This is a genomic window from Enterocloster alcoholdehydrogenati (assembly GCF_013282095.1).
Taxonomy (GTDB): domain Bacteria; phylum Bacillota; class Clostridia; order Lachnospirales; family Lachnospiraceae; genus Enterocloster; species Enterocloster alcoholdehydrogenati.
Map to the genome: position 1 here is coordinate 39,007 of NZ_BLTJ01000014.1, position 21,942 is coordinate 60,948.

The 21,942-nt window shown below is 43.8% G+C and carries 21 protein-coding genes; 17 read left to right on the forward strand and 4 right to left on the reverse strand.

The features are described 5' to 3' along the window. The first annotated feature begins 69 nt into the window (after window positions 1-69). From HW447_RS14865 to HW447_RS14945, 17 genes are all read left to right on the forward strand, one after another. A complete protein-coding gene (locus tag HW447_RS14865) occupies window positions 70-3,555 on the forward strand; it encodes a DNA polymerase III subunit alpha (RefSeq protein ID WP_176255914.1) in 3,486 nt (1,161 codons plus the stop codon). Between the two features lie 78 nt (window positions 3,556-3,633). After that, window positions 3,634-4,608, forward strand: a complete 975-nt coding sequence (gene pfkA / locus HW447_RS14870) for a 6-phosphofructokinase (RefSeq protein ID WP_176255915.1) — start codon at window positions 3,634-3,636, stop codon at window positions 4,606-4,608. A gap of 70 nt (window positions 4,609-4,678) precedes the next feature. Then, window positions 4,679-5,041: a DUF6145 family protein gene (locus tag HW447_RS14875; RefSeq protein WP_176255916.1), complete on the forward strand. Its 363-nt coding sequence runs from the start codon at window positions 4,679-4,681 to the stop codon at window positions 5,039-5,041. Further along, window positions 5,031-5,999 carry a tRNA dihydrouridine synthase DusB gene (gene dusB, locus HW447_RS14880; protein ID WP_176255917.1) on the forward strand — a complete coding sequence of 323 codons (969 nt, stop codon included), beginning with the start codon at window positions 5,031-5,033 and terminating at the stop codon, window positions 5,997-5,999. The genes HW447_RS14875 and dusB overlap by 11 nt, the downstream gene beginning before the upstream one ends. A 335-nt stretch (window positions 6,000-6,334) precedes the next feature. Beyond that, window positions 6,335-6,817, forward strand: coding sequence for a transcription elongation factor GreA (greA, locus tag HW447_RS14885; protein WP_176255918.1), 483 nt, complete (start codon window positions 6,335-6,337; stop codon window positions 6,815-6,817). Window positions 6,818-6,861: 44 nt separating this feature from the next. After that, entirely contained in the window at window positions 6,862-8,802 is a 1,941-nt protein-coding gene (lysS, locus tag HW447_RS14890; RefSeq protein ID WP_176255919.1) for a lysine--tRNA ligase, read from the forward strand. A 366-nt stretch (window positions 8,803-9,168) separates the two neighbouring features. Then, window positions 9,169-9,408 (forward strand): hypothetical protein, encoded by a 240-nt coding sequence (locus HW447_RS14895; protein WP_176255920.1) that lies wholly within the window; start codon window positions 9,169-9,171, stop codon window positions 9,406-9,408. Continuing rightward, on the forward strand, window positions 9,392-10,246 hold the full coding sequence (locus HW447_RS14900; protein WP_176255921.1) for a ParA family protein: 855 nt from the start codon (window positions 9,392-9,394) through the stop codon (window positions 10,244-10,246). Before HW447_RS14895 ends, HW447_RS14900 begins: the two co-directional genes overlap by 17 nt. A gap of 262 nt (window positions 10,247-10,508) precedes the next feature. Then, on the forward strand, window positions 10,509-10,745 hold the full coding sequence (locus HW447_RS14905; RefSeq protein ID WP_176255922.1) for a hypothetical protein: 237 nt from the start codon (window positions 10,509-10,511) through the stop codon (window positions 10,743-10,745). Window positions 10,746-10,800: 55 nt separating this feature from the next. After that, complete coding sequence (locus HW447_RS14910) at window positions 10,801-11,037, forward strand: hypothetical protein (protein WP_176255923.1); 237 nt, start codon at window positions 10,801-10,803, stop codon at window positions 11,035-11,037. A 40-nt stretch (window positions 11,038-11,077) separates the two neighbouring features. Beyond that, a complete protein-coding gene (locus HW447_RS14915) occupies window positions 11,078-11,338 on the forward strand; it encodes a hypothetical protein (RefSeq protein ID WP_176255924.1) in 261 nt (86 codons plus the stop codon). Window positions 11,339-11,352: 14 nt separating this feature from the next. Next, entirely contained in the window at window positions 11,353-11,505 is a 153-nt protein-coding gene (locus HW447_RS14920) for a hypothetical protein (RefSeq protein ID WP_176255925.1), read from the forward strand. A gap of 15 nt (window positions 11,506-11,520) precedes the next feature. Beyond that, window positions 11,521-12,396 carry a phosphoadenosine phosphosulfate reductase family protein gene (locus HW447_RS14925; RefSeq protein ID WP_176255926.1) on the forward strand — a complete coding sequence of 292 codons (876 nt, stop codon included), beginning with the start codon at window positions 11,521-11,523 and terminating at the stop codon, window positions 12,394-12,396. A 23-nt stretch (window positions 12,397-12,419) separates the two neighbouring features. Beyond that, window positions 12,420-12,671: a hypothetical protein gene (locus HW447_RS14930; protein WP_243176315.1), complete on the forward strand. Its 252-nt coding sequence runs from the start codon at window positions 12,420-12,422 to the stop codon at window positions 12,669-12,671. A 327-nt stretch (window positions 12,672-12,998) separates the two neighbouring features. Next, entirely contained in the window at window positions 12,999-14,471 is a 1,473-nt protein-coding gene (locus tag HW447_RS14935) for a ParB N-terminal domain-containing protein (RefSeq protein ID WP_176255927.1), read from the forward strand. Between the two features lie 3 nt (window positions 14,472-14,474). Continuing rightward, window positions 14,475-14,822, forward strand: coding sequence for a hypothetical protein (locus tag HW447_RS14940; RefSeq protein WP_176255928.1), 348 nt, complete (start codon window positions 14,475-14,477; stop codon window positions 14,820-14,822). A 20-nt stretch (window positions 14,823-14,842) separates the two neighbouring features. After that, a complete protein-coding gene (locus tag HW447_RS14945; protein ID WP_176255929.1) occupies window positions 14,843-16,324 on the forward strand; it encodes a helix-turn-helix domain-containing protein in 1,482 nt (493 codons plus the stop codon). Between the two features lie 1,874 nt (window positions 16,325-18,198). Here the strand turns inward: HW447_RS14945 and HW447_RS14950 are convergent. The 4 genes from HW447_RS14950 to HW447_RS14965 all read right to left on the reverse strand — a co-directional run bounded on the left by HW447_RS14950 (window position 18,199) and on the right by HW447_RS14965 (window position 21,779). Then, complete coding sequence (locus tag HW447_RS14950; RefSeq protein WP_176255930.1) at window positions 18,199-18,612, reverse strand: hypothetical protein; 414 nt, start codon at window positions 18,610-18,612, stop codon at window positions 18,199-18,201. Between the two features lie 383 nt (window positions 18,613-18,995). Next, window positions 18,996-20,603 (reverse strand): MobP3 family relaxase, encoded by a 1,608-nt coding sequence (mobP3, locus tag HW447_RS14955; RefSeq protein WP_176255931.1) that lies wholly within the window; start codon window positions 20,601-20,603, stop codon window positions 18,996-18,998. A gap of 23 nt (window positions 20,604-20,626) precedes the next feature. Continuing rightward, window positions 20,627-21,139, reverse strand: coding sequence for a plasmid mobilization protein (locus tag HW447_RS14960; RefSeq protein WP_390470376.1), 513 nt, complete (start codon window positions 21,137-21,139; stop codon window positions 20,627-20,629). A 31-nt stretch (window positions 21,140-21,170) separates the two neighbouring features. Then, on the reverse strand, window positions 21,171-21,779 hold the full coding sequence (locus HW447_RS14965) for a tyrosine-type recombinase/integrase (RefSeq protein WP_176255933.1): 609 nt from the start codon (window positions 21,777-21,779) through the stop codon (window positions 21,171-21,173). Window positions 21,780-21,942 lie beyond the last annotated feature (163 nt).

Consider the following 21,942-nt stretch of genomic DNA (forward strand, 5'->3'; position numbering starts at 1 on the left):
GGTTTTTTTACGATAGAAAAGAAAGCTGGCTTTGGAGCCGGCTGCAGCAGAAAGGAGAAATGGCGTTTTATGGCGTTTACACATTTGCACGTCCATACAGAATACAGTCTGTTAGACGGCTCATCCAAGATAAAAGAGCTGACGGCCAGGGCAAAGGAATTGGGAATGGACAGCCTGGCCATTACGGATCACGGCGTTATGTACGGCGTTATTGATTTTTACCGGGCAGCCAGGGAAGCGGGGATCAAGCCTATTCTGGGCTGCGAGGTCTATGTGGCTCCCGGCTCCCGTTTTGACCGGGAAAGCACGGGAGGAGAGGATCGCTACTACCATCTGGTGCTGTTGGCGGAAAATGATGAGGGCTACAAAAACCTCATGAAGATCGTTTCCAAAGGATTTGTGGAGGGATTTTACTACAAGCCAAGAGTGGATTACGAGGTTCTTGAAGCCTGCCACGAGGGAATCATCGCTCTCAGTGCCTGCCTGGCGGGAGAGGTTCAGAAATATCTGGCCCGCGGAATGTATGAGGAGGCCATGCGTTCTGCCAGACGGTATGAGGAGATATTTGGAAAAAACAATTTCTTTCTGGAGCTGCAGGATCACGGCCTGCCTCAGCAGAAGATGGTAAACCAGGGACTTCTGCGTCTGAGCAGGGAGACTGGGATCGAGCTGGTGGCTACCAACGATATCCACTATACCTTTGCTGAGGATGAAAAGGCACATGATATCCTGCTTTGTATCCAGACTGGCAAAAAGGCAGCAGACGAGGATCGGATGCGCTATGAAGGCGGTCAGTATTACTGCAAATCCGAGGAAGAGATGCGGGCCTTATTCCCCTATGCGCTGGAGGCAGTGGACAATACTCATAAAATTGCGGAGCGCTGCAATGTAGAGATCGAGTTCGGCGTCACCAAACTGCCAAAGTATGAGGTGCCCGAAGGCTTTGATTCCTGGACGTATCTGAACCATCTGTGCCGGGAGGGTTTTCGGACAAGGTATCCGGAGGATGACGGTACTTTAAGCAGCCGTCTGGATTATGAGCTGGATGTGATCCGCACCATGGGGTATGTGGATTATTTTCTGATCGTGTGGGATTTTATCAACTATGCCCGTTCTAAGGATATCATGGTGGGGCCAGGCCGGGGCTCTGCCGCGGGAAGCGTTGTCTCCTATACTCTGGGAATCACAAATATCGACCCTGTGCGCTACAGCCTGCTCTTTGAGCGGTTTTTAAACCCGGAGCGTGTATCCATGCCGGATATTGACGTGGATTTCTGCTATGAGCGGCGGCAGGAGGTCATCGACTATGTGGTGGAAAAATACGGAAAAGACCAGGTGGTGCAGATCGTTACCTTTGGTACACTGGCGGCCAAGGGTGTGGTCCGGGATGTGGGCCGCGTGCTGGACTTGCCCTATGCGCTCTGCGATTCCATTGCCAAAATGATCCCCAACGATCTGGGAATGACGCTGGATAAGGCGATAGCAGCCAATCCGGATCTGAGAAAGCTGTACCATGAGGATCAGCAGGTGAAGTATCTCATCGATATGTCGAAACGTCTGGAGGGGCTTCCAAGGCACACCTCCATGCACGCAGCGGGAGTTGTGATCGGCAGCCGTTCCATTGATGAATTTGTGCCTCTTTCACGGGCCGCAGACGGCACCATTACCACCCAGTTTACCATGACCACAATCGAGGAACTGGGCCTTTTAAAAATGGATTTCCTGGGTCTGCGTACTCTGACGGTGATCCAGAACGCCGTGCGTCTGGCAGAAAAGGATTACGGCATCTCCATAGACATTGACCATATTGATTTTGACGACAAGAAGGTGCTGGAATCCATTGGAACCGGAAGGACAGAGGGCGTGTTCCAGTTAGAAAGCGGCGGGATGAAGAGCTTTATGAAGGAGCTGAAGCCTGAGAATCTGGAGGACATCATCGCCGGAATTTCCCTGTACCGTCCGGGCCCTATGGATTTTATACCCAGGTATTTAAAGGGAAAAAATGATAAAACCTCCATTACCTATGAATGCCCTCAGTTAGAGCCGATCTTAAGCCCTACCTATGGGTGCATTGTATACCAGGAGCAGGTCATGCAGATTGTCCGGGATCTGGCTGGCTATACCATGGGCCGAAGCGATCTTGTGCGCCGCGCCATGAGTAAGAAAAAGACGGCTGTGATGGAGAAGGAGCGCCAGAATTTCGTCTATGGCAATGAGGCGGAAGGAGTAAGGGGCTGTATTGCCAACGGCATCGATGAAAAGACGGCCAATCACATTTACGATGAAATGATCGACTTTGCAAAGTACGCCTTTAATAAATCCCATGCCGCGGCTTATGCCGTTGTATCTTATCAGACGGCTTATCTGAAATATTACTATCCGAAGGAATTCATGGCGGCGCTCATGTCCTCGGTGATGGAGAATGTAAACAAGTTTTCCGAATATATTTTAAACTGCCGCCGTATGATGAATATTGCCATCCTTCCTCCTGATATCAATGAGGGAGAGAGCGGCTTTTCCGTCTCAGACGGCGGTATCCGCTACGGCCTGTCCGCAATTAAGAGCGTGGGCAAGCCGGTGGTGGATGCAATTTTGGAGGAGCGGGGCAAAAACGGCGTATTTCTTACCATGGAGGATTTTGTCAACCGTATGACCCATCGGGAAGTCAATCGGCGTACCCTGGAGAATTTTATCAAATCCGGGGCGTTGGATTCCCTTCCCGGAACCAGACGCCAGAAAATGGCAGTGGCTCCTGTTCTGCTGGATAACAAGGCCAAGGAGCGCAGGAATGCCTTTGAGGGCCAGTTAAGCCTCTTTGATATTGCGGGAGAAGAGGAAAAAAAGGAATTTCAGGTTACATTTCCCGATGTGGGTGAGTACGCCAAGGCGGAACTTCTGGCTTTTGAAAAGGAGATTCTGGGCGTGTACATCAGCGGCCATCCTCTGGATGATTATGAACCTTTGTGGCGGAAAAATATCACGGCTGCCGCCTCTGATTTTATCGTAGACGAGGATACGGAAGAGGCTGTGGTAAGGGACGGCGTGAAGGCGGTGATCGGCGGTCTGGTGACAGGAAAGACCGTAAAAACTACGAGAACCGGCCAGCTGATGGCATTTATCACTCTGGAGGATCTTATGGGATCTGTGGAGGTTATTGTGTTTCCAAGGGATTATGAGGCCAACCGGGATCTGCTGACAGAAGATGCGAAGCTTTTTATCCGGGGCCGCGTTTCCCTGGGAGACGAGCCGGTGGGAAAGCTGGTCTGCGAGCAGGTGATCCCCTTTGACGCCGTACCCAGGCAGCTGTGGCTCCAGTTTGAGGACATGGAAGCGTACCAGTCCAGAGAGAAAGAGGTAATGGATGTACTCCGCTTAAACGAGGGGAAGGATCAGGTTGTGATTTATCTTAAAAAGGAAAGGGCTAAAAAGCTTCTTCCTCCCAACTGGAACGTGGAAGCACATTTGGAGCTATTAAAGGCTCTGTATTGTAAAGTTGGTGAAAAAAATGTCAAAGTCGTGGAAAAGAGTCTTGATAAATCATGGAAAATGCATTAGAATAGCGTTGTGTGTGATTTAGAAAGAGGAAAAACAGGCATAGATATGTATGTGCTTACTATAAGGAGGTAAATTGCTATGGCAAAGGCAGTAAAGACCATTGGAGTATTAACCAGCGGCGGTGATGCGCCGGGTATGAACGCAGCCATCCGCGCAGTGGTGCGGTCAGCGATCAATAAGGGACTGAAGGTAAAGGGCATTATGAGAGGATATGCCGGTCTTCTGGAGGAGGAGATCGTGGATATGGAATCCACCAGCGTTTCGGATACCATCAACCGGGGCGGCACCATTCTTTATACCGCAAGATGCAAGGAATTTACCACTCCTGAGGGCCAGCAGAGAGGCGCTGAGATCTGCCGCAAGCACGGCATTGACGGTATGGTAGTCATCGGAGGCGATGGCTCCTTCAGAGGTGCAGGAAAACTCTCCGCCCTTGGGATCAACACCATTGGCCTTCCAGGAACCATTGACCTGGACATTGCCTGTACCGATTATACCATTGGTTTTGACACGGCGGTAAACACAGCCATGGAAGCGATCGATAAGATCCGCGACACCTCCACTTCTCATGAGCGTTGCAGTATCGTGGAAGTAATGGGGCGCAACGCCGGCTATATCGCTTTATGGTGCGGCATTGCAAACGGCGCGGAGGACATTCTTCTTCCGGAGCGTTATGACGGAGATGAGCAGGCGCTGATCAACCGGATCATTGAAAATCGTAAGAGAGGCAAGAAGCACAACATCATCATAAACGCGGAGGGTATCGGCCATTCCGGTTCCATGGCAAAGCGCATCGAAGCAGCAACCGGCATTGAAACCAGAGCTACGATTCTGGGCCATATGCAGCGCGGCGGTACTCCCACCTGTAAAGACCGCGTATATGCTTCCATCATGGGTGCAAAGGCAACGGAGCTTTTGGTTGAGGGAAAGAGCAATCGTCTGGTGGCTTATAAGAACGGTGAGTTTGTTGATTTTGATATTCAGGAAGCGCTGAATATGACGAAGGATATCTCGGAGGAACAGTTCAATATCGCAAAGCTTCTTGTGAGATAAGAAGGAAAGGTGCAAAGAGAAAAAGTCCGCTGTCTGTGTATGGGCAGCGGACTTTTGTGGAGATAATAGGATGATGGATACAGTGGTGCTCTGCGGGGCAAGCTCTTATGAGCAGAAATATTATTTTAATGAAGAATTTAAGAGTCTCCCTCAGTCAGTTCAGAACGAACTGCATATTATGTGCGTTCTGTTTACTGAGGACGTGGGCGGTGTTCTGACCCTGGAGTTTGACGACAGGGGGAATCTGGAATTTAAGGTGACCTCAGAGGAAGGGGACTACCTTTTTGATGAGATCGGAAGCGTCTTGAAGATCAAGCAGTATCAGGAGGAAAAAAGGGATCTGCTGGAGGCTCTGGAGCTGTACTACCGGACTTTTTTTCTGGAAGAGGACGTGGACTGGGAAGAAAGCGGGAGAGATCAGGATGAAGCTTAAGCTTAAAGATACGGTATTAGACAGCAATATCATACTGGCGCCCATGGCAGGAGTGACGGATCTGCCATTCAGACTCCTGTGCAGGGAACAGGGTGCGGGGATGGCGGTGACAGAGATGGTCAGCGCCAAAGCCATTTTATATAAGAATAAAAACACCAGGGAACTGATGGCGGTAGATCCGGCAGAGGGACCGGTGGCTGTGCAGCTGTTTGGATCGGATCCTGAAATTATGGCGGAGATCGCGGCTCAGATTGAGGACGGCCCCTTTGCGGCCATAGATGTAAACATGGGCTGTCCGGTGCCGAAGATTGTAAACAACGGCGAGGGCTCGGCTCTTATGAAGGATATAAAGCGGGCAGAACGGATTTTGACCGCTATGGTAAAGGCAGTAAAAAAGCCGGTGACAGTAAAATTCAGGAAGGGATTTAACGACCAGTGCCTGAATGCAGTGGAATTTGCCAAAATGGCTGAAAGCTGCGGCGTAGCCTGGGTGGCAGTCCATGGCCGGACCAGGGAACAGTATTACTCCGGCACAGCAGACTGGGAGGTGATCCGCCGGGTAAAAGAGGCGGTAAAGATACCGGTAATCGGAAATGGAGATATCTTCGGGGCAGAGGACGCGGCCCGGATGTTAAAGGAGACGGGCTGCGATGGAATTATGGTGGCAAGAGGAGCCAAGGGAAATCCCTGGATTTTCCGTGAGATCCGCAGGTATCTGGAAACAGGCGAAATGTTTCCCCGCCCCGCCGCAGAGGAGATCCGGCAGATGATCCTGCGTCACGGCCGGATGCTTACAGAGTACAAGGGGGAAAATGTGGCCATGCGGGAGATGAGGAGTCATATGGCCTGGTACACAAAGGGAATGAAACACTCAGCGGCTCTTAGATGCGAGATCAATCAGGTGGAAACTCTGGAAGGATTGGCGGCGCTGCTGGATGAACGGATGGCCCAGGCATAGAGAATTGCTGGCTTATAGCAGCAAAATGCCGCCAGGAGGCGTGCTCCCAGGTGCCGGGAATCGGACTCAGAGGTTTGTATGGTGAAAAACTCAGCTAAACCAGGGCTTTGGACGGACCGAAACGCCAGTTAAAACCCTGGCTGCGCACTTGACAATGGGTATTTTTTCTTATATAATACACTGAATGTCAGGGTATCTTACACAACACAGACAGAGATAAAAATACACTATAGATGAGAATTTTTTTGGGATATCCGGGCAGGACGGGGAGTCTGCCCGGGAAATAGACTGATGGTAAGAGCAGTCCACAATGAAAAAGGAAGGAAGCAGGAAACATGGCAGACAAGAAACATATTTTGACCTATGCCGGATTAAAGCAGTATGAGGATGAGCTTCAGAATCTGAAGGTCGTAAAAAGAAAAGAAGTAGCTCAGAAGATCAAAGAGGCAAGAGAGCAGGGTGACTTATCCGAGAACGCAGAGTACGATGCTGCAAAGGATGAACAGAGAGATATTGAACTCCGTATCGAGGAGTTAGAGAAACTGTTGAAGAACGCAGAGGTAGTAGTCGAGGACGAGATCGATGTAGACAAGATCAATATCGGCTGTAAGGTAAAGCTTCTGGATGTTGAGTACGACGAGGAGATGGAATTTTTCATTGTAGGCTCCACTGAGGCAAACAGCCTGCAGAACAAGATTTCCAACGAAGCGCCTGTAGGCCGGGCCCTCATCGGAAAATCCGTAGGGGATGTCGTTGATGTAGAGACACAGGCAGGCATCATCCAGTATAAGGTTCTGGAGATCCAGAGAGTGTCATAGGGAATACTTAACCGTTAAATATTTCACAAAGGAGCAGAAAAGACGTGGGAGAGCAGAAGGCAAATCAGACAGAGCAGGACTTAAATCATGTGCTGAAGGCCCGCAGAGATAAGCTGGCAGAGCTTCAGGCAGCAGGAAAGGATCCATTTCAGATCACAAAATACGATGTAACCGCTCACAGCACGGAGATCAGGGAAAATTACAGCCAGTGGGAGGAGAAAGAGGTAAGCATTGCGGGGCGTATGATGTTTAAGCGCGTCATGGGCAAGGCTTCCTTCTGCAACCTTCAGGATCTCAAAGGCCGTATTCAGGTCTACGTGGCCCGTGACAGTGTAGGCGAAGAGTCCTATAAGGAATTCAAAAAGCTGGATATCGGCGATATCGTAGGCGTAAAGGGAACGGTTTTCACTACTAAAACAGGGGAAATCTCCGTACACGCCACTGAGTTTACCCTTCTTTCCAAGAGCCTTCAGGTTCTTCCTGAGAAGTTCCATGGCTTGACCGACACAGATCTGCGCTACCGCCAGCGCTATGTGGATTTGATCATGAACGAGGAGGTAAAGGATACCTTTATCAAACGTTCCAGGATTCTGGCGGCTATCCGCAAATATCTGGGCGGAGAGGGCTTCATGGAAGTGGAGACACCTATGCTGGTGTCCAATGCAGGCGGCGCGGCAGCCCGGCCGTTTGAGACATATTTTAATGCTCTGGATGAGAAGTTCAAGCTTCGCATTTCACTGGAGCTTTACTTAAAGCGCCTGATCGTAGGCGGCCTTGAGAGAGTATATGAGATTGGCCGCGTATTCCGCAACGAGGGACTGGATACAAGACACAATCCTGAGTTTACCCTGATGGAACTGTATCAGGCATACACCGATTACCACGGCATGATGGATCTGACCGAGAACCTGTACCGTTTTGTGGCGCAGGAGGTTCTTGGAACCACAAAGATCAGCTACAACGGTGTGGAAATGGATCTTGGAAAGCCTTTTGAGCGTATCACCATGGTAGATGCCGTTAAGAAATACTCCGGTGTGGATTTTAATGAAATCCATACGCTGGAAGAGGCAAGAGCAGCTGCAAAGGAGAAGCACGTAGAGTTCGAGGAGCGCCATAAGAAGGGCGATATCTTAAACCTGTTCTTCGAGGCCTTTGTAGAAGAGCACCTGATTCAGCCTACCTTTGTTATGGATCATCCCATAGAGATCTCTCCGTTAACCAAAAAGAAGCCAGAGAACCCGGAATATACAGAGCGTTTCGAGTTCTTTATGAACGGCTGGGAGATGGCAAATGCCTACTCTGAGCTCAATGACCCCATCGATCAGAGAGAACGGTTTAAGGCTCAGGAAGAGCAATTCGCAGCCGGTGATGAGGAAGCAAACCATACGGATGAGGACTTCTTAAATGCATTGGAGATTGGTATGCCGCCTACGGGAGGTATCGGTTTTGGTATTGACAGAATGTGTATGCTGCTGACAGATTCAGCGGCGATCAGAGATGTTTTATTGTTCCCGACGATGAAGTCACTGGACGCAAAGCGGGGTGAAGGTAAGGCTGAAAAGACAGTTGTTTCTATGGCTGTTGGAGCCGGAAAAGCCGCTGAAATGATTGATTTCTCCAATGTAAAAATCGAGCCGCTGTTTGAGGAAAACGTCGATTTTGAGACGTTCAGCAAGTCCGATTTCCGTGTTGTAAAGGTAAAGGGATGTGAGGCAGTGCCAAAAAGCAAGAAGCTGCTGAAGTTCACTTTAAACGATGGAACCGACACAGAACGCGTGATTTTAAGCGGTATTCACGAGTATTATGAGCCGGAAGAACTGATAGGAAAGACGTGCATTGCTATTGTAAATTTACCTCCAAGAGCCATGATGGGAATTGAGTCATGCGGTATGCTGATCTCTGCTGTTCATGAGGAAAATGGCAAAGAAGGACTGAATTTGCTGATGGTGGATGACCGGATTCCTGCGGGTGCGAAACTGTATTGATGTGCTAACAAAAAACGTCGAGATTGGTGCTACTACATCATTTACTACATCAAATTTTTATTATTGGATGTAACGGGATGTAATAAAATTTCTATATAAGATGGATAAGGTAAAGGTAAGTGGAAGCTGCCTTTACGTAATAACAATAATGAAAAGGATATTTTTTGAAACAGTATTTTCAAAAAATATCCTTTTTTATTTTATTTATACACCAAAAAGGGGAAAAGCTTATGAGAGGCGGATAAAAAAAGAGAAGCCCCCATTGATAATGGAAGCAACTCTTACCGTGATGAAAAATATAACAAGTTGATTATAACATATTGTTTAAAAATTTTCAAGGAAAATCGTAAGGGGAATTTTAAAAGAATGGGGAAACAGGAAGAGAGTAAATTTTATAATGTATACGATATCATGCAAAAATTTGAATTGTCAAAGTCGCAGGCATATCGGTGTATTCGCAGTATGAATTTACAGCTGGCAGAACATGGGTATTTGACATTTGCAGGGAAAATACCGAAAGCTTATGTCGATGCCATTGATCCAAGCCAAGCGGTTGAAAAAGGTTACAGAGAGAAAGGAAGAGAGAAAAATGGGTATCGTAATTAGTTCACTCAATAATAAAGGTGGGGTTGGAAAAACAACATCAATTTTACTTTTGGCAGAATTATTGGCCTATTTAGAGCAAAAAGTGTTGGTTGTTGATCTGGATGGACAGAGTAATATATCTATGGCACTTCACGCATATGTAGAAGAAACTGAAAGCAGCATTATGGGACGAACAGCACCGGCCCAGGAAAATATATTTGAAGTATTTGTAGAACGTTTGAGAAGCCGGGAAGAACTATTAAAAGTCATATATCCTACGAATATTAAAGGTATTGATATCATTCCATCCAGTAAAAGGTTTGCACGTATTGAAAGTTCAATGCTGGAATGCTATAAAGGGCCATTTGTTCTAAATAAGGCACTGCGGTCAATCAAAGATGATTATGATTATGTACTGATTGATAATGCCCCCTCACTAGACTGGTTTACAACCAACAGCATAGCGGCCAGCAATTATGTGATCACGCCAATTCGTGAAGATGGTTTTTCAAAAAAAGGATTAAGAGAAATCCTTGATGTTATAAGAGAAATCAAGGATGAGCATGATTTGGAGAACGTGAAGTTTCTGGGGACTTTTTTAACACAGGTTGATCCAAGAACAATAGCAGTGAGGGAGCGGATCAGAGACTATCAGGAAGCAATCCCAGAGTTGATTTTTAAAACATATATTCGACGCGACACAAAGATTGCACAGATTGAAAGCAGCTTTGTACCTATGTTAGAGTATAGCCTTGACAGTAATGCATTGATTGATTATTGTAACCTGTTATTAGAGATGGGGGTTTTAAAGGGGGATGCAAGTAGAAAATTAAAATTGAGTATGGGAGAAGATAAGTGAGGTATTACCTTCTGAAATAAAACAGAAGTTGATACATAAATAACAATGGGTTCAGATTGCGATATGTCACAATACTTTCTGACCAATCAGACCAGGCCACCAATTAAACCTCCTTTAGCCTGGTCTGGAAAGGGGGGATATCCGTGCTGATGATAGTTATGGACTCCTACATTGCTATTAGAATGATAGACACATATGAACAATATAAGGGAGAATTAAGAGGCTGCTAATACATATTTTGTAGAAGCTATGAGGAATTACAATGTATAGTAATAATTATATTATTTTGAAACTAAGTGAGGAGTACAGGGACAATTTAAAGCAAGAAGAAGAGTTGTGGAATAGATGGAAGACATTAATAAATCAATCTGAGCACATGAATTATGTAGATGAGGATTTGAGTGATCAGGTGGAGACTGCATACAACAACTATGTGAAAAAAGCAAGTGAGGTAAATTATATAGCAAGGCTTACTATGAAATACCTTTTAGAGATATAGAATGATGAAGATATAAGGAGAAACCGTAAAATAAGGCGGAAAGAGAGGGGAGCAGATGAAGAACAGGTACAGTGAATTACACAAAGTATGGTTGTTTGATCTGGCACATGACCCGAAAAAAATGTCAGAAATGCAGATCGTACAGGGATTCATTAAATTCTATGCACTGGAAGGCTTGACACTGGAAAATGTACAGCAGGATATAGTTTTTCATACGGTATATGGAATAGAAAACTGTACAACAGCGATGAAATGGCTTAAAGAATCATTGGAGCGGTTTGCATTAAAATAAGGACTGGGGAGCAGCCGGCTAAAATGCGGAGGTGAAGAGAATGGAGAAAAAAACAGCGATCCAGATATTGCAGGAGCATATCAGCACATACAAAAACCAGATCACAGATAGTGGCTGGGAACGCATGGTACACGCTGGAATTGTCAGGAATAACATATACGAGAAACTGGCATTCCGCGCAGACGCAGAGAAACAGATCCAGGCGTATGAGATGGCCGTTAAGGCGTTGGAGAACAGCGAGGTAGAGGAATGGGTGGACAGGTGCTATTTGGGGTCTCCGTGTCCGTACCAACATAATTAAGTCTGGAGGAGAGTATGGATAAAGATTTTTCAGAAGGATTTATGCACGACATTGCAGATTTGTTGGAATGCTGCAAAGAAAATAATACAGATAATGTTGATTTAAAATTCACTTTTGAAGATTTGGAACTGAAAGTGAATATCACATTTTCAATTAAACAAAATTAAGGTTTGGAGAAAGAAATGGATTTAGAGAAAAAAGCAATCGAACGGATCAAGCTTGCATCTGAAATGTCATTACAACATTATGGGGTACCTCTTGTATGTACCTATTCCGGCGGTAAAGACAGTGATGTAGTTTTGGAATTATTTCGGCGTTCTGGTGTACCGTATGAAGTACATAACAGTCATACAACGGTTGATGCTCCCCAGACGATATATCATATTCGCCAGAAGTTTGGAGTGTTGGAGAATTTAGGGATTAAGGCTACAGTAGAAAAGCCAGTATATAAGGGCCAACGGTGCAGTATGTGGACTTTGATACCTGAAAAGAAAACTCCACCAACAAGAATGAAACGGTATTGCTGTTCCGTTTTGAAAGAAACAGGATGCCCCAATAGATATATTGCAACTGGCGTACGGTGGGATGAGAGTACAGCACGTAAAGATAGGACAGCATACGAAGGAATTACAGCAAAGAAGAAAAACAAGATTGCTATTAATGATGAAATTATCCTAATGAATGATAATTCAGAGAAACGTCGGCTCATAGAGCATTGCCGGTTGAAATCCAAAAGTGCTGTAAATCCAATCGTAGATTGGACACATAAGGATATCTGGGATTACATTAGATCAGAACGTGTTCTGTACAATCCTCTATATGACATGGGGTATAAAAGAGTGGGATGCATAGGGTGTCCAATGGCAGGGAAACATCGCTGGAAAGAATTTGCAGATTTTCCGACTTATAGGCGGGCATATATCAGAGCATTTGGCAAGATGCTGGAGGCAATTCACAGAGCAGGAAAACCCAGCAAGTGGAAAACTGGATATGATGTATTTCTATGGTGGATGGAAGATGACAATATTCCAGGGCAGTTATCTTTGGATGATATGTAATATTAAGATTTGATGGAGGAAAAATGATGGGTGAAGTTGATGCGACAAAATTTCCACTGCATGAATGTCCATATTGCGGAGGAACAACTTTAAAAATAAAACAAAGAATTTTCGGAGTTGGGGAATACTATGTTGACCTAGAATCCGGAGACATTGATGCAACAGAACTACATAGCGGTTTGCAACATAAGAATACTGGTAAATATGCTATGTGTGCCGATTGTGGGAAAAAGCTGTTTAAGGTTGATGACAGCCTTAATGTTTTGCAAAACTGAAAAATTTAGGAGTGATAAATGAGAGGCGCAGTCACAAACATAAACACAATCAAAAATTTTATGGGAAACGCAAGGAGAGATATTCATAATGAATATTTGTTTGAGGCGCTGCAAGCTGCGAACGAAGCATTGCAAAAACAGATAGCACAGGAGGTACAGAATGTATATCCAACCAAAGTCAAAGAGACTGCTACATATAAATTGACAGGAGACTGCCCTATATGCAGTGCACCAGTTCCAGTGGAACAGCGGTATTGTTGGAGTTGCGGACAAAGATTGGATTGGTCAAAAAACCGACCAATAGAGAAGAAATGGAGATAGAGCATTATGAAATTTAAAACACTTAATTTTAACTCTGAAAAAGCGGAGTTTACTGGTGATGATGTAAAGAGCCAGGAGATGCAGACTACTCAAGAAAAAGTAGACTATGTAGCTAAAGATACATTATCCAATTCTGTTTTGGAATTAGGACAGGCTGTAAATGGCGGTACAAATTTATCAAACTCTGCTTTTAATTTCAAATTCATTCCACGTGAGAAAATCGTATTTAATAAAAAGAATAATTTTAATATCAGGGAAGTAGAGGAATTAGCCAACGGCTTGCTCCAGCATGGTATGCTGCATAACCTGGTGGCTTATTATGACGATGATCAAGATAAATACATATTAGAGTCTGGCGAACGTCGTGTAAGAGCGTGCGATATGCTGCATGAAAAATATGGTAGCATTGATAATATAAATGCTTTTCAAGATAATAACGAGGAGAAAACAGCGTACCAGAACTATGTTCGTAATATCAAGCCTTTTTTTGAAAAAGGATTTGCAGTCAATGTGAAGAGAGGGTATGAGCAGGATAGTGATGATGAGACAGTTGAACAAACACGCTTAAATGAAATAGATTCTGAACTCCGCCTTAAGGAGGCGAACCTGAAGGTTCGTGATCTTACACCACAAGAAAGGGCTATTCAATTAGCTGAAACCAAGGAATTGTTGCAAGAAAGAAATAGAATTTTATATGGGCATAATGCTCCTGAGCCAGCTTTAACAGAAATAGCAGCAAAAGTAGGGATTTCAGACAGGCAGGCTAGAAAATATAATGCCCTAGATAACCTGATTCCGGAACTCCGCACAGAGTTTGAAGCAGGTAAGATCAATATAAATAAGGTTCCTGGCATTGCGGCGCTTCCAGAAGAGGAACAGATGATTGTTCTCGATTTTCTTCAGCAGGGAAGAAATCTTGATTCAGAGCAGATCCGGTTATATCAAGAAAATGTAAAAGCGGCGGAAAAGGCACGTAATGAGGCGGAAGCTGAGAGAAACCGTTTAGAAAATGAATTGGAAGATATCAAACAAAAAAAGGATACAGAGATACGGGAAATTTTATCGGAATCCAAAAAAAGAGAGGAGACAATCAGAAGTGAAATTGAACGGGCGGTTAATGATAAAAATGAGGAGTTAATACTGCAACTACAGGAAGATTTAGCTAATGAACGTGAAAGTTCTGGTCGGATGATTTCAGAGACGAATAAGTCTTTAAAGGATACAAAAAAGGCATTGGAAGAAGCTAATAGACGGGTAGAGGCGTTATCGAAAAAGGACAATGATATGACGGCATTAGTGAGGGCGAGAACTGAGATAGACATACAGATGTCGGTGCTTACTGATATCACGGAGAAGCTGATTAGGTTAGTGGAGCACTATAAGAACATTGCAACTGATCAGCAGATGAATGAAGTTATGAAAAGCGTTACAGAAAATAGAGGAATCATAAAGCTGGTTGAAATGATGAAGGAGGAGTAGTAAATGATATCTTCGCAAAGAAATTTTGAGATTATCCAAAAAAAGAAAGAAGGAGCAACATTGGCAATGTTGGCCAAAGAATATCATCTTTCAAGAGAACGCATTCGCTTGATCTGCAATAATGATAACTTCTGTAAGTATCCTTATCAGGAATTGATCAAATTAGGAGCCACATCCAAGACTGCTTTGAATGTTTGTAAAATATTTGAAAATGCAAATGTAAAGTCAAGAGATGACTTGGAAAAACTTTCATTATCACAGATTGAAACATTACCTGGAGCCTCATATCGTTCACAGGCGATGGTATACATAGCAATTTTATATAATCTTGTAAAAAATGATTTAAAATAATCATAAGGGGAGGAACCGTGATGGGAGATTTAATAAGTAACCAGCTTCAAGTAGAGGGAGTTAATTGCAAAGGATTTGGAATTATCCCCAAGTATGTAATGATCGATAACGATTTAGCAATCGAAGCGAAAACAATATATGCATATATATGCAGTCTTGCTGGAAATGGTAAGACTGCATTTCCAGCAAGAGATAGGATACTTACAGATTTACAAATCAGTAAAGACGCATACTATAAATATTTTCGGCAATTGCTTGATAATGGTTATATTGTTGTCAATCAAGAAAAAAACACAAATGGATCATTTGGAAAAAATATTTATACACTCATATCTAACCCGAAAAAGTTTGAGAAAAAGGATGATAAGGATACTAATCAGACATACAGTAGGATCAGATTCTCAGGATTGAAGGCCATGGGATTTGGAATCATCCCAAGAGCAGTTATGCTAGACTCACGTTTACCAATAAAATCTAAGGGAATATATGCGTACTTTTGCAGCTTTACAGGCTCAGGAAACAGTGCATTTCCACGGAAAGAAACGATACTATATCACTTGGGTATTACAGAAAAGACATACTACAAGTTCTATACATTACTTACCGGATTAAACTATATCACAGCCGTACAACGTCATATTGAGGGTAGGCTACAAGTAAATGATTATTACCTTATGGATATGCCAAATAAGGACAACGCTGTAAAAAAGGTAGATATTGCTACCAAAATACAGGACTGTAAGAATCAGGACACGGCAGATATATGTACCAGAATACAGGACTGTAAGAACCAGGACACGGCAGATACGTGTACCAGAATACAGGACTGTAAGAACCAGGACACGGCAGATACGTGTACCAGAATACAGGACTGTAGGAATCAGGACACGGCAGATATGGATAATATGATACAGGACTGTAGAAATCAGGACACGGTAAAACAGGACACGGTAAAACAGGACACTAATATAAACAATCTTACTATAAACAATTCTACTATAAACAATCCTTCCCTCTCTCTTGACAGCGAGAGAAAGAGGGAGGAGCAGATACAGGCTGATGTAGAAAAAGAATTATTATCCATGAGGAAATTACCATATTGGTATAAGACAAATGAACAGTACATAACTGCAGCAATTCATTTTATGTCAAATTGGAATACTTTATACCCAAAAGGATACAAAGATCCTCTGATGCAGCGTGTTTATAACCTCTTCAACGAAGCACTGATTCAAATGTGCACAGAGGAAAAGATGGTCTTAAAAGGATGTCAGATCAGTTATGCGAAGGTAATTGACAAAATCAATCAGAGTGCTATTTTTTACGAGAACCATATAGATATATCAGAATTTGCGGAGCCAGCTATGGATAATTTTTATAATGCGTGTGTTAACTTTAACATAAAAAATCCAATCCAATATATGAAGTCGTGCATTTGGGATGCAATGCTGACTGGAAGTATCAGAATGTTTGCGCAATTAAAACAGGATGTGTACTATTAGACAATAAAAAGGACAAATAAACAGGCATAGCGTATTCTGCAAAAATAGTGGTTTTGAGATTGTTTGACACAGGGAAATGTTTTATAATAAAAGGATATACAGGAAGGAGGAAGATAGAAGGACAAAATAACTATAATGTCTGATTATAATGTCACCTTTCCTGGAATTTATTATAACAGAGACTAAGAAAAATTCAATAATAAAATTAATAATTTCTTAAATAATCGATAAGTTTTAAAGTGTTAAAATTCTTTGTAAATTGAGGAAAATATCATAAAAAGAAACTTTCTAACAGCCGTACATTCTGTACATGAAAATCTCTATAAACGAATTATGAAATTGTATATTAAGAAAAAATGGGACTTCAGAGATAAACAAAACCATTTAGAAAATTGAAGCTGGAACTGGTTTTAACTAATCAACAGAAGTAAGAGGTGGAATGCGTGGAGTACCCCTCGGAATCGGAATAACTGGGAGGGCCGTAACTGGTTCCGGTTGATCAGGTAGAAGTAGGAACAGGAATATCTGAGAGGCCGGAACTGGTTCCGGTCGGTCAGGTAGGAGTAGTAGGAACTGGAAGATCTGAGGGGCGGAACTGGTTCCGGTTGATCAGGTAGAAGTAGGAATAGGAATATCTGAGGGGCCGGAACTGGTTCCGGTCGGTCAGGTAGGAGTAGTAGGAACTGGAAGATCTGAGGGGCAGAACTGGTTCCGGTTAATCAGGTAGAAGTAGGAATTGGAAGAACTGGTAGGCCGGAACTGGTTCCGGTTGATCAGGTAGAAGTAGGAACAGGAAGATCTGGAAGGCCGGAACTGGTTCCGGTCGGTCAGGTAGAAGTAGGAACAGGAAGATCTGGGGGGCCGGAACTGGTTTCGGTCGGTCAGGTAGGAGTAGTAGGAACTGGAATATCTGAGGGGCGGAACTGGTTCCGGTTAATCAGGTAGAAGTAGGAATTGGAAGAACTGGTAGGCCGGAACTGGTTCCGGTCGGTCAGGTAGGAGTAGTAGGAACTGGAAGATCTGAGGGGCCGGAACTGGTTCCGGTTGATCAGGTAGAAGTAGGAATTGGAAGAACTGGTAGGCCGGAACTGGTTCCGGTTGATCAGGTAGGAGTAGTAGGAACTGGAATATCTGAGGGCCGTAACTGGTTCCGGTCAGTCAGGTAGAAGTAGGAACAGGAATATCTGGTAGGCCGGAACTGGTTCCGGTTGATCAGGTAGTAGAAGTAGGAACTGGAAGAACTGGTAGGCCGTAACTGGTTCCGGTTGGTCAGGTAGGAGTAGTAGGAACTGGAAGATCTGAGGGGCGGAACTGGTTCCGGTTGATCAGGTAGGAGTAGTAGGAACTGGAAGATCTGAGGGGTGGAACTGGTTCCGGTCGGTCAGGCAGAAGTAGGAACAGGAATATCTGGTAGGCCGGAACTGGTTCCGGTCGGTCAGGCAGAAGTAGGAACTGGAATATCTGAGGGGCCGTAACTGGTTCCGGTTGATTAGGTAGAAGTAGGAATTGGAAGAACTGGTAGGCCGTAACTGGTTCCGGTTGATCAGGTAGTAGAAGTAGGAACTGGAATATCTGAGGGGCCGTAACTGGTTCCGGTTGATCAGGTAGAAGTAGGAATTGGAAGATCTGGGAGGCCGGAACTGGTTCTGGTCGGTCAGGTAGGAGTAGTAGGAACTGGAATATCTGAGGGCCGTAACTGGTTCCGGTCAGTCAGGTAGAAGTAGGAACAGGAATATCTGGTAGGCCGTAACTGGTTCCGGTTGGTCAGGTAGGAGTAGTAGGAACTGGAATATCTGAGGGGCGTAACTGGTTCCGGTTGATCAGGTAGAAGTAGGAATTGGAAGATCTGGGAGGCCGGAACTGGTTCCGGTCGGTCAGGTAGAAGTGGGAACAGGAAGATCTGAGGGGCGTAACTGGTTCCGGTTGATCAGGTAGAAGTAGGAATTGGAAGAACTGGTAGGCCGGAACTGGTTCCGGTTGATCAGGTAGTAGAAGTAGGAACAGGAATATCTGAGGGGCCGTAACTGGTTCCGGTTGATCAGGTAGAAGTAGGAATTGGAAGAACTGGTAGGCCGGAACTGGTTCCGGTTGGTCAGGTAGGAGCCGGAAGATACGATCCGCCGCCGGAATCGGAACCATTGAGGCCGTAACTGGTTCCGGTCGATCAGATAGAAGTAGGAGCCGGAAGATACCATTTGTCCCCAGAACAGGAACAACTTCCGACCATCCGCAAGGGGGGACAAGGGAGAGCCAAAGAGCACCCCTACGGGGTTTAAAGAGAAAGTCACCTCTCCCTTATCCCCCCTCGCTATGGGGCATGGAAATGTGGAAAACCTTTTAGGTTTACCACATTACCACACCCCGCCGCTCACCCCCCAAACCCTTTCCGACTTTCTCCCTGCAAACTGCTTCCTTCATCATCTCTGGCCTCACCGCTCGCTCACCTCCGGTTCACTCGCTAAGCCACGATAAAACTGTGGCTTTGAGGCAGGAATAGGACAGACACCTATGGTATCTGTCGCCTCAACATTTTCCTGGCAAAGCCAGGAAATATAAGCATTTTTCGTACATAACACAAATGTACACGAATCCATAAAAATAGGCTTTCAGTAATCACAGAATCTTGCTTAAGCGTTGAAAAAACTAGATTTTTTGTGTGTCCATTTAAGGTTTATAAAGCATCATGTTCGTAATCCAGGTTATTTGAATGCTTATGAGGATTAAGCTTGGCCTTTTCACGGAGGGCTTTTATATTATTTTTATCATCATCTTGGCGATAAACAGACGATGGGTTACGGGTGGTATTAGCGTAGCATAGGCTGACAAGCAGGTCTGACATGAGTGATATTGTTCGATATTCAGCACGCTCTTTTTGGTAAGAATCATAGGCTTGCTCCGCATCCTTTGCATATTCGTTTCCTTCTTTTTGTGCTTCGTGTAAAAGGGTTCGTCCGAGTTTTTCATTTTGCTTAACATCTTTTCCCCAAATATATTTACTGCCTAATATGCTTTTTGCTGATGTATTCCCATTGTCAGCTGCATTTTGATAGAAATGAATTGCTTTGTCGGGATCATGAAATGCAGAGTCTGGATCATCATAGATTCGTCCCAATAGATAGGCTGCCTGAGAATCGCCGTCTTTAATTTCATTTTTAAGGGCAAATATAGTCTGATTGGAAATGCCACGTTTTAAAAGTGTTTTATAACTGGGGAGCCGTGTGTTTAACAGGGCGTAATAAAGCGATTTGTCCTTTCGCAACTCTTGAGCAGCCTTTAAAACAACATTGGCTAAACGCTGGTCAATATCCTCTTTAGCTTTTAAAATTGCAATCCGGAGTTCTTTTTGGGTTGGAGAATATGTGGATGCAATTTCTTTGTGATAGTTTAAGAATGAATCGTATTCTTTTTTTAATTCTTCCTTTCCGATCATGTTTTGTACGATTTGATCTACCTGTTTTTTTACTTCGGGGGGAAGGTAAGCATACTTTATGCTTCCTTTTTTGGGAAGGTTAGTAACTAAGTCTGCCAACTCTCTGGAGGATGAACTAAGGAAATCTCGATTTACTTTCCGTAGAGTTTGAAAGGAAGGCTGTGTACAGATATTATCTGCTAGTTTCTGCGATTTTGTTTGTGTATATTTTTTACTGGATTCAAGAAGAGCATCTCTTGATTGGGTTTTAAGAATGTTCAGTTCATTCCGTTTATTGGCAGTGATTCGTCTGGCCAAAATTTCTCTACAGCGGTGTTGTTGACGGATTGATATGTACGGCGTCGGCACGTGCTTGGGATTTTTACTCCAAAGCATATAATGGACATGGGGGTGTCCTTTCTCTTTATGAAATGCAGCTACCCATTGCAGTTCAGTTGCTGGTATTCCAAGAGTTGAACTAATTTCGGGGAGAGACAAAGTAAGCAAATCCTTCCAGGCGGCTTTATCCATGTAATTTAAATCCTGAGCATCCTCCTCTGACAATGATAGAATACCTCTGTAGATACAATGCGTTTTTGAAATATTTTTCATATTTCGGCAGACCGCGTTTACATCACTGGTATCAATATTTCCAAAAAGACCATTGGAACGCGGACGTTCATGGATATAGCGCATATAAGTTTCGTTATCAGAGGAACCCGTCATGTCCTGGGAGAGTTCTTGATCTAAAGGATATAAATCAACCCCCTCTCTAGTGGCGATATAGTAAAGGTAATTATAGTTGAGTATAGGTGTATTTTTCTGATTGGGTGAATGGCAGCGTATTTTTGATATTACCTTGCTTTTCATAGGGATTACTCCTTGCTAAAACTCTAAGTGTTCTCAGATAAGACCTTTAACCAGTCAGGTAAGGCGTCGGTTTCATTTTGCACAGATTCTGAGTGTTCTTTAGGCAATGGATCCATATGTAAAATATTTTCAAGCACCCGTTTTCCAGATGAAAGTTCATATGCTTCTTTTTCACACTGGTAATAATATGCCTGGTATTCAGAAAAATCTAAATCAGGATTTAACTCAATGTAATTTTTTAGCTGCATAAAATTGGCTCGTTGAATTTCGCCAATCAAACGTCGAAGGGTTTTTGCCTCATTTTTTGTTTTGATATCTAAAATTGTTTCCATAGTTTCCCGTATGATTTTTTCGGTATTGCTGATAGATTTTTCGGCCATTTCAGAGCGTATATGCGAAAGCGTGATTTTTCGTACATATGCAGAGCGAGAAAGGCCAGCTATTTGCGCACAGCAATCCAGCATGGCAATATCTTCCTCGCTTAGTCGAAAATGAACCGTTGAGGTATTCTTTTCTTCTGGCAGTTTCTTTTTCATTTCATGGCGATAGAAGGATTTAAACTAAGTGTTACATAAGGTTGTTTTCGAGTTTTTTGTATAGTTCTGCCTGAGCTTCTACGGAGTAATTCAAATAAATCATCGTGTTGGCAATATATTTATGTCCCAGCCACCATTGTACGTCGCGCAGGTTAACTCCAGGTGTAGCGATCATCTGCATAGCCCGCGTGTGCTTGAGTGTGTGGAAATGATGTTTATCCGGAGAAATGCTCGTAAAGCTACAGTAAAACTTCATTAGGACATCTAGAGTACGCCGATCCAGAGGTTTGCCTGACTTAGAGGCAAATAGGTATTGGCTGTTATCCGGTTTTTTTAAGTATTCAAAATAATGCTGTTCCATTGCAGCTAAAACTTCTGGGTCAATGATTTTTAGCACGTTGCTGACACTGCCTTTTAAACGTCGACACCGCAGAACTTTTTCGTTTGGGTCATAGTCGGATATTCTTATGAGGCCCAATTCGGAGGCGCGCAGTCCGCAATATTCTGCAATTAAAAATGCAGCTATGTTTCTCTTGTGAAATTTAGAAGATGGGTCTGCTGTCTTTAGGGCAACAATAAGATCACGAAACTCAGCACTGGAAAGATACTTTATATTTGAGGTCAAAGCGGTTCTAGCCATAAATTTTACACCATCCTTTTAAAAGTGGTTTTATATGACACTATAGTTATTTTGTCGGCTTCCTGCAAACAGGGATATTATATCACAAAACTGGAAAAAAAAGGAGGAAAAATGCAACATTATGTAACAATTAAAAGAATAGGGGGGGATATTCAATTTTCCA